The organism is Enterobacter sp. SECR19-1250 (assembly GCF_013391025.1).
GTDB classification, from domain to species: domain Bacteria; phylum Pseudomonadota; class Gammaproteobacteria; order Enterobacterales; family Enterobacteriaceae; genus Enterobacter; species Enterobacter cloacae.
In genome coordinates, this window is record NZ_JACASJ010000129.1 from 1 (window position 1) to 11,011 (window position 11,011).

Genomic DNA, 11,011 nt, shown 5'->3' on the forward strand with positions numbered 1-11,011 from the left:
GAAGATGCGTGATCTGATCCTTCAACTCAGCAAAAGTTCGATTTATTCAACAAAGCCTACCTGAGACTAAATCGCCCTCCCAATGCCCCAGAGAGCGTCTGTTATCGATATTTCGGGAACGTTCGTGAATTGGTGTTCCGTTCACTATGTTAATCGTACCTCTTTCGCCTTTGCGGGTATGACGCCTGCCATGGCGAAGGCTATGCGACCGTCGCAGATGCTGTATATTCAGGTGGTGTAGCGCTTCACGGCTACGAAAGTACAGCGTTTTATAAATTGTCTCAGGTGATATTCGCAGCGTTTTTTGACGTGGTTTTGTTCGCCTTAACCATCCTGATATTTGCTCTGGAGACCATTTCATCTCCAGCTTTTCCAGAACAAGCTTTCGCAATGGTAAATTTTGATCCAGTAAGCACGGTTTTGGCCTTTTCGCCATTCTGTTGGCTCGGTTATTAGCATCAACAGCTTTGTAATAGCGTCTGCCCCGATTACGCTGAACTTCACGTGAGATCGTCGAAGGACTGCGATTCAGCGCAGTAGCTATCGCACGAATGCTCATTTTGGCTGACAAACCAGCTCGTATCTCCTCGCGCTCAGACAGTGTCAGGTGAGCTACAGCCCGCTTACGCTCATGGGGTTTTATGCCGCCAGTATCCCTTAACATAGTGAAGATCGTTCCGGGTTTTGAACCCAGGATATTCGCTATTTCACTGAAGCCTGTTCCGTTCTTCCATAGTTCAAAAACAGAGGCTTTTTCCTCTGCTGTAAATGTTCGTCTCATTCAAAAAACCTCCGCAACCCCATGTTTTCACATAACTGTTGCGTTGACCAATTGAATCTACAGTAGCCTTTTTTAATATTTCATTTTCCATTTCAATACGTTGTAGCTTTTTTCTGAGCTCACGGATTTCAATTTGTTCCGGGGTAATGGGGGAGGCTTTTGGTGTTTTTCCCTGCCGCTCATCACGTAATTGTTTCACCCATCGCGTCATTGTGGAAAGGCCGACATCCATAGCGCTGGCTGCATCTGCCACGGTATAGTTCTGGTCAACGACCAGTTGAGCGGATTCGCGTTTAAACTCTGCGCTGAAATTTCTTTTTTTCATTATGGCACCTGTGTTGTTCTGAGGTGAGCATATCACCTCTGTTCAGGTGGCCAAATTCAGTAAACCACTTCAATTGGATACCAATTCCTGTACGAGGGCGATGAGCTTAAATGCTATGAACACGGTCTTCTCATCGAAAGCGTAGAATAATACGACTCCCTTCCAACCGGCTACGTTGGCCGGTTTTTTCACTTATCCACATTATCCACTGGATAGATCCAATAATCAGGTCCATACAGATCCCAATTAGATCCATATAGATCCCTGATCGTCGTAGGCCGCGTCCCGTCTGGCTTAGAAGCCTTTCGCGATGTGTGCTGGAGGGAAAACGATGTGCGCTGGAGGGAAAAAAATGTGTGCTGACGGGTTGCTAATGTGTGCTGGCGGGATATAGGATGTGTGCTGACGGGAAAGCCAGGGTAGTTATCATCACTGATAAAAACTATCCACATAATTCGGAAAAAGCAATATGAATCAATCTTTTATATCCGATATTCTTTACGCAGACATTGAAAGTAAGGCAAAAGAACTAACAGTTAATTCAAACAACACTGTGCAGCCTGTAGCGTTGATGCGTTTGGGGGTATTCGTGCCGAAGCCATCAAAGAGCAAAGGAGAAAGTAAAGAGATTGATGCCACCAAAGCGTTTTCCCAGCTGGAGATAGCTAAAGCCGAGGGTTACGATGATATTAAAATCACCGGTCCTCGACTCGATATGGATACTGATTTCAAAACGTGGATCGGTGTCATCTACGCGTTCAGCAAATACGGCTTGTCCTCAAACACCATCCAGTTATCGTTTCAGGAATTCGCTAAAGCCTGTGGTTTCCCCTCAAAACGTCTGGATGCGAAACTGCGTTTAACCATTCATGAATCACTTGGACGCTTGCGTAACAAGGGTATCGCTTTTAAGCGCGGAAAAGATGCTAAAGGCGGCTATCAGACTGGTCTGCTGAAGGTCGGGCGTTTTGATGCTGACCTTGATCTGATAGAACTGGAGGCTGATTCGAAGCTGTGGGAGCTGTTCCAGCTTGATTATCGCGTTCTGTTGCAACACCACGCCTTGCGTGCCCTTCCGAAGAAAGAAGCTGCACAAGCCATTTACACTTTCATCGAAAGCCTTCCGCAGAACCCGTTGCCGCTATCGTTCGCGCGAATCCGTGAGCGCCTGGCTTTGCAGTCAGCTGTTGGCGAGCAAAACCGTATCATTAAGAAAGCGATAGAACAGCTTAAAACAATCGGCTATCTCGACTGTTCAATTGAGAAGAAAGGCCGGGAAAGTTTTGTAATCGTCCATTCTCGCAATCCAAAGCTGAAACTTCCCGAATAAGTGTGTGCTGGAGGGCAGCTGCATTTGAAAAATGTGCGCTGCCGGGAATGCCTGCCCATTTTCCTGTTTTTGGTGTGCGCTGGAGGGTTGCGCCACGCAGTTTGCCCAGACATTCCCTCCAGCACACATCTAACCATCCAAGTTTCCCTCCAGCGCACATCTAATCTTCTATCTTTCCCTCCAGCACACATATTTGATACCAGCGATCCCTCCACAGCACATAATTCAATGCGACTTCCCTCTATCGCACATTCTGGTCCTGCATCATCCCTCCAGCACACATCTAATAACCTCATCGCCATTTCTTTACGTGCAATAATTGGCGCACGAATCAAAAAAAGTTGCACGTAGCAGAATCAAACGTACAATTCACTCATACGAAATGATAAGGAGATGATGATGAAACGCGATTACGGCGGTGTCGGCACCATAGCTCTTCGTGCAAGCGCATTACTTAAGGCCATGAGTCAGGATATTGAAGATCAGCGTAAAGAGTTCAATCAGACCGAGTATTATCAGACGTTCACTCGTAACGCTGTGGCAAAGTTGCCGAAGCTGAGCCGCCGCATTGTGGAGCAGGCCATCAAAGAGATGGAAGATGATGGGTACCAGTTCAACAAGAAACAGGTCGGTAACGTTGAACAGTACGCGCTGACCATCCAGAACGTCATTGATATCTATGCCCACCGTAAGATCCCCAAATATCGCGACATTCACAAATCGCCTTACGTTATTTTTGTCGTAAACCTGAAGGGTGGCGTATCCAAAACGGTTTCCACAGTAACGTTGGCGCACGCTCTGCGTGTGCATCAGGATTTACTGCGTCACGATCTGCGCATTCTGGTAATTGACCTTGACCCTCAGGCATCCAGCACAATGTTCCTCGACCATACTCACAGTATTGGTTCCATCCTGGAAACCGCCGCGCAGGCGATGCTGAACGACCTGGACGCGGAGACGCTACGCAAAGAGGTGATTCGTCCGACCATCGTTCCTGGCGTAGACGTGATTCCAGCCTCTATCGACGATGGCTTTGTTGCCAGCCAATGGAAAGAGCTGGTTGAAGAGCATCTTCCCGGACAAAATCAGTACGAAATCCTTCGACGCAATATCATTGATCGTGTTGCGGATGATTATGACTTTATCTTTATTGATACCGGTCCACACCTGGATCCGTTCCTGCTCAACGGTCTGGCGGCCAGCGATTTGCTGCTTACCCCTACCCCACCAGCCCAGGTTGACTTCCACTCAACACTGAAATATCTCACCCGTCTGCCAGAAATGCTGGAGCAACTGGAGGAGGAAGGCGTAGAACCGCGTTTGAGCGCCAGCATTGGTTTTATGTCGAAGATGACCGGCAAGCGCGATCACGAGACATCACACAGCCTTGCGCGTGAGGTTTACGCCAGCAACATTCTGGACTCTTCTCTGCCTCGTCTGGATGGCTTTGAGCGATGCGGCGAGTCTTTCGACACCGTAATCAGTGCCAACCCGCAATCGTATCCAGGCAGTGCAGAGGCGCTGAAGAAGGCACGAACCGAGGCCGAGCGTTTCACTAAGGCTGTGTTTGATCGAATTGAGTTTGTTAGGGGTGAGGCGGCATGAAAAAAATAGTTTCCCGTGGACGAGTGCTGGGCAAGAATAGCTCCGAGTTTGCTCGCATGCTTGAAGGCAGTGAAGGCACCAAAACCTTTACCCTAAAATCTGGTCGCCAGGCTAAATTTTTGCTTACCGTTGTGCTGAGTGGTGAGATTGAGTCGCGCACGTTCGTTGACCCGGCAGTTAACGGCCGCGATCAGTCTCTGCTCACCCCTGAGTCGGTAAGCGATATTTCCCGCACCATTAAATTGCAACAGTTCTTCCCGGCTATCGGTCGTATGGTTGGGGAGCGCATTGAGGTATTGGACGGATCACGTCGCCGCGCTGCGTGTATCTTCAATGAAACGAAATTTGAGATTCTGGTGACGAAAGATGAGATCAGCCTGGCGGATGCCCGCCAGCTGGCCATTGATATCCAGACAGCCCGCGAACACACTCTGCGCGAGCTGGGTAAACGCTTCGAGGTTATGTACGGCAAGAATATGACCAAAGAAGAGATCGCCCGAGCTGAGAACATCTCAAAGGCTAAAGTGACGCGAGCTTTCCAGGCTGCGGCGGTGCCGGATGAGATGATTGCTGTCTTCCCTGTTGCCAGCGATCTCGCCCTGCCTGATTACCAGTTGCTGCTCCAGATCTCCGAAGATGCTAACGCCAAAAACGTACCGATTGGAGATCTGGTTGATACGGTGCGCGAGCGAATTGCAGAGACTGAGGGCGCGAAAGAGGATAAAGCGAAGATACTGGCTATCTTCAAAGCGGAAAGCAAAAGCCTGAAGCCCGCGCCGGTTAAATCTGTGGTGGTTGAGAAGCTGCGAGACTTCTCTGACCGTCGCCAATATGCTCGAAAGAAGTCCGATCCGAAAAAACGGGTTGTCGCCTACGAGTTCTCCAGACTCCCGTCTGAAGTGCAAACTGAAATTGACGAAGCAATAAAAAAAATCATTGGGAAAATGTCTGCTGGGGAATAATCCCGCTGGTGGGAGGTGGTGTTAGCCCCTCCCCTTCCTAAAATGTCCCGCACCGATTTCATTGCTAACCTTATGATTTGCATGTGTTTTTAGGGGGGGTTTCAGACTGAAATTCCCACGATTTAACGCCTGCATTCACCGTCCACTTCCCCGCACAAAAAATTTAAAAAATTACTTTTCGCGAGAAAGTCAACAAGTGACTTTCAATAAAATCTCTTCCGAAAAGGGATTCACACAAGTGCCTTGTGTTTAAGGAAGAGTAACTTGAGTAACTTACGCGAATACCAGAATCGTATTGCAGATATCGCAAAACGCTCTAAAGCCGTTCTTGGCTGGGCAAGTACAGCACAGTTCGGTACTGATAACCAATTCATCAAAGATGATGCCGCGCGTGCCGCATCTATCCTTGAAGCTGCACGTAAAGACCCAATTTTTGCGGGTATCTCTGATAATGCCACCGCTCAAATTGCTACCGCGTGGGCAAGTGCACTGGCTGACTACGCCGCAGCACATAAATCTATGCCGCGTCCGGAAATTCTGGCCTCCTGCCACCAGACGCTGGAAAACTGCCTGATTGAGTCCACCCGCAATAGCATGGATGCCACTAATAAAGCGATGCTGGAATCCGTCGCAGCAGAGATGATGAGCGTTTCTGACGGTGTTATGCGTCTGCCTTTATTCCTCGCGATGATCCTGCCTGTTCAGTTGGGGGCAGCTACCGCTGATGCGTGTACCTTCATTCCGGTTACGCGTGACCAGTCCGACATCTATGAAGTCTTTAACGTGGCAGGTTCCTCTTTTGGTTCTTATGCTGCTGGTGATGTTCTGGACATGCAATCCGTCGGTGTGTACAGCCAGTTACGCCGCCGCTATGTGCTGGTGGCAAGCTCCGATGGCACCAGCAAAACCGCAACCTTCAAGATGGAAGACTTCGAAGGCCAGAATGTACCAATCCGAAAAGGTCGCACTAACATCTACGTTAACCGTATTAAGTCTGTTGTTGATAACGGTTCCGGCAGCCTACTTCACTCGTTTACTAATGCTGCTGGTGAGCAAATCACTGTTACCTGCTCTCTGAACTACAACATTGGTCAGATTGCCCTGTCGTTCTCCAAAGCGCCGGATAAAGGCACTGAGATCGCAATTGAGACGGAAATCAATATTGAAGCCGCTCCTGAGCTGATCCCGCTGATCAACCACGAAATGAAGAAATACACCCTGTTCCCAAGTCAGTTCGTTATCGCGGCTGAGCACACGGTACAGGCGGCGTATGAAGCACAGCGTGAATTTGGTCTGGACCTGGGTTCCCTACAGTTCCGCACCCTGAAGGAATACCTGTCTCATGAACAGGATATGCTGCGTCTTCGCATCATGATCTGGCGCACTCTTGCGACCGACACCTTTGACATCGCTCTGCCGGTTAACCAGTCCTTTGATGTATGGGCAACCATCATTCGTGGCAAATTCCAGACTGTATATCGCGACATTATTGAGCGCGTTAAATCTTCTGGTGCGATGGGGATGTTTGCTGGTGCTGATGCAGCATCTTTCTTCAAACAGTTGCCGAAGGATTTCTTCCAGCCAGCCGAAGACTATATCCAGACTCCGTATGTTCACTACATCGGTACCCTGTTCGGTAACGTAAAAGTGTACGAAGTACCTGCTGGTATTTGTAAGAACTTAACGACAGAGAACATTCAGTTCAGCTCGATGGATGTGCTGTGCTACGTCCGTGATGAAAATCCGGGTAAAGCAGGCTTCGTGACTGGTGATGCTGTCCCGGCTATCCCGTTCCAGCATCCGACCACTCCGGCGCTGGTCAACCGTACCACACTGTGGGGTTCGGCTATCAACGATATGCACCCACGCAACGGCGCTGATTACTTCACTCGTGTAACGCTGACAATGGCCAAAAAAGGCGGGCTTAACTTTATAAGCGGCGACACGATTGATGCCGGTGACTCTGAGTAATCAGGGGAAGTTCTCCGTTTAACATAGCGCCCCCGTGCGGGGCGCATAACAGGGAAAGTTATGTCTCAATATTCAATTCAACAGTCATTAGGTAATGCATCCGGCGTCGCGGTTAGCCCGATCAATGCCGATGCGACGTTATCTACCGGTGTTGCATTAAATAGCAGCTTGTGGGCTGGTATTGGCGTATTTGCGCGTGGCAAGCCGTTTACTGTTCTTGCGGTTACTGAGTCCAATTACGAAGATGTTCTCGGCGAACCGCTGAAGCCGTCTTCCGGCTCACAGTTCGAACCAATTCGCCATGTGTACGAAGCTATTCAGCAAACGTCTGGTTATGTTGTCCGTGCTGTTCCGGATGATGCGAAGTTCCCGATTATTATGTTCGATGAATCAGGCGAACCGGCTTACACTGCGTTGCCATATGGTTCTGAAATTGAACTTGATAGCGGCGAAGCCTTTGCTATCTACGTTGATGATGGTGATCCGTGTATTTCACCTACCCGTGAGTTAACCATCGAAACGGCAACAGCGGACAGCGCGGGTAATGAACGCTTCCTCTTAAAACTAACCCAGACGACTTCGCTCGGTGTGGTAACGACCCTGGAGACACACACTGTGTCTTTGGTGGAAGAAGCGAAAGATGACATGGGCCGCTTGTGTTATCTGCCTACGGCTCTGGAAGCCCGTTCTAAATATCTGCGCGCGGTTGTTAATGAAGATCTGATTTCTACAGCGAAAGTAACAAACAAAAAATCGTTGGCGTTCACTGGTGGTACCAACGGTGATCAGTCGAAAATCTCAACCGCTGCGTACCTGCGTGCGGTGAAAGTGCTGAATAATGCGCCGTACATGTACACCGCTGTTCTTGGCTTGGGCTGCTATGACAATGCGGCTATCACCGCATTAGGTAAAATCTGTGCAGATCGCCTGATTGATGGCTTCTTTGATGTCAAACCGACATTGACGTACACGGAAGCGATCTCTGCTGTTGAAGATACCGGTTTACTTGGTACCGATTATGTAAGCTGTGCTGTCTATCACTTCCCGTTCTCCTGCAAAGACAAATGGACCCAATCCCGTGTGGTCTTCGGTCTGTCTGGCGCGGCGTATGCGGCGAAAGCTCGTGGCGTCAAGAAAAACTCTGATGTCGGCGGTTGGCATTACTCACCGGCTGGTGAAGAACGTGCCGTCATTGCTCGTGCGTCAATTCAACCGCTGTATCCGGAAGATACCCCGGACGAAGAAGCAATGGTCAAGGGCCGTCTCAATAAAGTATCTGTTGGCACCTCTGGCCAGATGATCATCGACGATGCTTTAACTTGCTGCACGCAGGATAACTATCTGCACTTCCAGCACGTCCCATCCCTGATGAATGCAATCAGCCGTTTCTTTGTCCAGTTAGCCCGACAGATGAAGCATAGCCCGGACGGTATTACTGCGGCTGGCCTGACTAAAGGGATGACCAAACTTTTAGATCGCTTTGTCGCCTCCGGCGCTCTGGTGGCTCCTCGTGATCCTGATGCTGACGGTACAGAACCGTATGTGCTGAAAGTTACGCAGGCGGAATTCGATAAATGGGAAGTAGTCTGGGCCTGCTGCCCGACTGGCGTAGCCCGTCGTATCCATGGCGTACCGCTGCTTATTAAGTAAGGGAATACAATGAGCAAAAACTTTTTTCAATCCGGGGCATTTTTGGGGAATGGACTGTCCCGTTTCGCTTTGAACGCTGATCCGGTGCAGTTGATGGAATCTGCCCGTGTAAGTGCCCAACCGCCAACCGAACCGGTGATTAATAATAATCCGGAACCGGCGGCACAGATTAACGAGAACGTTCAATCTGACCCGGCACCTGAGCAAATCCTGGAAGGAAAAGAAGGTAAAGAATGGACCGTCGAACAGGCGCACAAGATGATTCTGGAAGCTGCAAATCGAAGTGCTATGCAGAATGCGTTGAGTAATGCGGCCGATGCCGTTTTCGCCTGGGCTGATAGCGGTGATCTGACTTTCGACTCCCTTGATGGTTTCGTTCAGGCTATCGCTGGTATCTCTGACGACGACGATACCGAAGTTACAGAAGAACAGGACGATGCCTATAACGAAGCATGGGCAAATGTTGCTGACTTCCTCGCAGCATGCGGTGTAGATGATGACCTGATCGAAGCATTGACCGACGATGAAGACGACGACGCAGCTGCTGATGTTGGTTCCGCTATCGCTGGTTTGGATAGCGACGACCGCGACGAACTGGAAGCGGCGTTTGTTGTTGCTGGCACTTCTGATGAAATGCTGACTGAAGCATTTAAGAAGGTTGTTCGTAACGGTGAGATCAAGCTCATCCGTAAACGTCTGCGTAAAAAACGTCTGACTGCGGCTCAAAAATCGGCGCTGAAAAAAGCGCGTCGTAAAGCCCAGACCGGCGCGGCAAAACTGGCCCGCAAAAAGTCAATGAAACTGCGCCGTAAGCGCCTCGGCTAAAGGAGGAGGCCGGAGAACTCCGGCCTTTAACTTGAATGGCACCTATACCTTTTGGGGTTTACAGCCAGGCTGACGGTGTATCGCCATTTCTGAAAGTTACTTTAACGAACTCTCAGTACCAGGTTACCGGATATATCAGCCAGGGGGCGGCAATGAATCTGGCCCAGAATTGGGAAGCGCCGTTTACCGGTATGTCTATGGGTTCTGTTGCTGGTGCCTTCAGTGGTTTTGCGCAGGTTGGTACTGAAACAACGTCAGTTGCCCGTTGGAACAGCTTAATGGTTTGGGAAGGGGGGACACCGCCGACTTTCACGCTGCCAGTAACTTTCATTGCTTTGTTTAACCCATATACGGAAGTTTCAGGTGCTATCGCCGCGTTGTCAGCAATGATTAGCCCGGAACTTAAAGACGCTAGTATTGGTGGTCGAATCCCGGAGCGTGTGACGCTAAACATTGGTCGCCGGATCAACATCATTGATGTCGCTATCCAGGACCTTAGTTTCGATCTCGATGCCCCCAGGGATAGTAATGGGCATTTCCTGAAAAACACCGTCAACCTCCAGTTGACCGGTTCTTCGATATATAACAGCTCCGATATTGTTCGGGCGTTCCAGTAAAAGGATTTTATATGGGGCACAATAACACTAAGGGAAACCGTAAATTTATTAAGGGCCGCTATACTGCCAACGCGGCCAAAGGCGAACGACTGGTATCTTCTGAATTCCAGCTCACTTTTGCAGGCCATGAAGATATCAGCGTACTGGTTCGCACATCGCAAATTCCTGAAATGACCCGCGAGGATGTGGAGGACTATGGTCCGAATGGTGTGAAGTTCAACCAGCACGGTCCAATTCGAAACTCTGGGGAAATCCAGGTCCAGTGCGTGGAGACTATCGAAGGCGATATTCTTCAGTTCATTAAGGATCGCATTGCAGAGAAAGACTATGTTGATATCACGATGGCTGCTACCCCTGAATCCAAATCTTCCGGGGTTAACGCTGTGACAAAAGCTGCTACAACAATTGAAATGTTGGACTGCAAAATCTACAGTGATGCAATCGACTTTAGTACCGAAGATGTGACTGCTGCTGTGCGCCCGTCACTTCGTATCGTCTACAACTGGATTGATTGGGATTAAGAGTCATCCCTTGTATTTTAAAGCTCCTTCGGGAGCTTTTTTATTTGGAGAGGAAAGGGTGCATTGAGGATACCTGACACACGAAGAGTGGCGGGGATCTCTCCCCGGCAGGTCTCTTACCTTTCAGATTCGTAGGCTGTGAAGACAGTGACCTCCGTCTGGCCGGTTCGGATTCGTACCTCGCAGAGGTCTTTCCTCGTTACCAGTGCCGTCACTATGACGGTTAAACAGATGACGATCAGAGCGATTAATATCGCTTTTTGCTGCTTCATAGCCTGCTTCTCCTTGACCTTTTGGTCGGTAAGAGGCATAATCTACGTATGCTAAGCATAGATATTGCCTCAGATTAATGTTAAGCGTCTTGCAGGACTGTACTGCACCCATTTTGTTGGACGATGAAATGGAATAGTCCCTGATATGTCAA

9 protein-coding genes and 2 pseudogenes are annotated in these 11,011 nt (G+C 49.3%); 8 read left to right on the forward strand and 3 right to left on the reverse strand.

Annotation, left to right across the window (positions count from 1 at the left end):
* Nucleotides 1-58: 58 nt before the first annotated feature.
* Together HX884_RS23030 and HX884_RS23035 are read right to left on the reverse strand one after the other, a co-directional pair.
* Nucleotides 59-781: pseudogene (locus HX884_RS23030) on the reverse strand (IS30-like element IS30 family transposase); the annotation flags it as partial.
* 67 nt (nt 782-848) lie between these two features.
* Nucleotides 849-1,106, reverse strand: a pseudogene (locus HX884_RS23035) (transposase); the annotation flags it as partial.
* Nucleotides 1,107-1,575: 469 nt separating this feature from the next.
* On the opposite strand from HX884_RS23035, the gene repA reads away from it, so the two are divergent.
* The 8 genes from repA to HX884_RS23075 all read left to right on the forward strand — a co-directional run bounded on the left by repA (nt 1,576) and on the right by HX884_RS23075 (nt 10,587).
* The gene (gene repA, locus HX884_RS23040; RefSeq protein ID WP_001076427.1) at nt 1,576-2,436 is read left to right on the forward strand and encodes a replication protein RepA; all 861 of its coding nucleotides are present in this window, start codon (nt 1,576-1,578) and stop codon (nt 2,434-2,436) included.
* Between the two features lie 399 nt (nt 2,437-2,835).
* The gene (locus tag HX884_RS23045) at nt 2,836-4,041 is read left to right on the forward strand and encodes an AAA family ATPase (protein WP_000817632.1); all 1,206 of its coding nucleotides are present in this window, start codon (nt 2,836-2,838) and stop codon (nt 4,039-4,041) included.
* On the forward strand, nt 4,038-5,003 hold the full coding sequence (locus tag HX884_RS23050) for a ParB family protein (RefSeq protein WP_023338075.1): 966 nt from the start codon (nt 4,038-4,040) through the stop codon (nt 5,001-5,003). Before HX884_RS23045 ends, HX884_RS23050 begins: the two co-directional genes overlap by 4 nt.
* 264 nt (nt 5,004-5,267) lie before the next feature.
* Nucleotides 5,268-6,974: a hypothetical protein gene (locus HX884_RS23055; protein ID WP_009446764.1), complete on the forward strand. Its 1,707-nt coding sequence runs from the start codon at nt 5,268-5,270 to the stop codon at nt 6,972-6,974.
* Between the two features lie 60 nt (nt 6,975-7,034).
* Entirely contained in the window at nt 7,035-8,624 is a 1,590-nt protein-coding gene (locus tag HX884_RS23060) for a hypothetical protein (protein WP_023338078.1), read from the forward strand.
* Between the two features lie 9 nt (nt 8,625-8,633).
* On the forward strand, nt 8,634-9,449 hold the full coding sequence (locus HX884_RS23065) for a hypothetical protein (protein ID WP_023338079.1): 816 nt from the start codon (nt 8,634-8,636) through the stop codon (nt 9,447-9,449).
* A 197-nt stretch (nt 9,450-9,646) separates the two neighbouring features.
* A complete protein-coding gene (locus tag HX884_RS23070) occupies nt 9,647-10,066 on the forward strand; it encodes a hypothetical protein (RefSeq protein ID WP_306173224.1) in 420 nt (139 codons plus the stop codon).
* Between the two features lie 11 nt (nt 10,067-10,077).
* Nucleotides 10,078-10,587, forward strand: coding sequence for a hypothetical protein (locus HX884_RS23075; protein WP_039022248.1), 510 nt, complete (start codon nt 10,078-10,080; stop codon nt 10,585-10,587).
* Nucleotides 10,588-10,703: 116 nt separating this feature from the next.
* On the opposite strand, the gene hokD is transcribed toward HX884_RS23075, so the two are convergent.
* Nucleotides 10,704-10,859, reverse strand: a complete 156-nt coding sequence (gene hokD / locus HX884_RS23080; protein ID WP_001352007.1) for a type I toxin-antitoxin system toxin HokD — start codon at nt 10,857-10,859, stop codon at nt 10,704-10,706.
* Nucleotides 10,860-11,011: the final 152 nt, after the last annotated feature.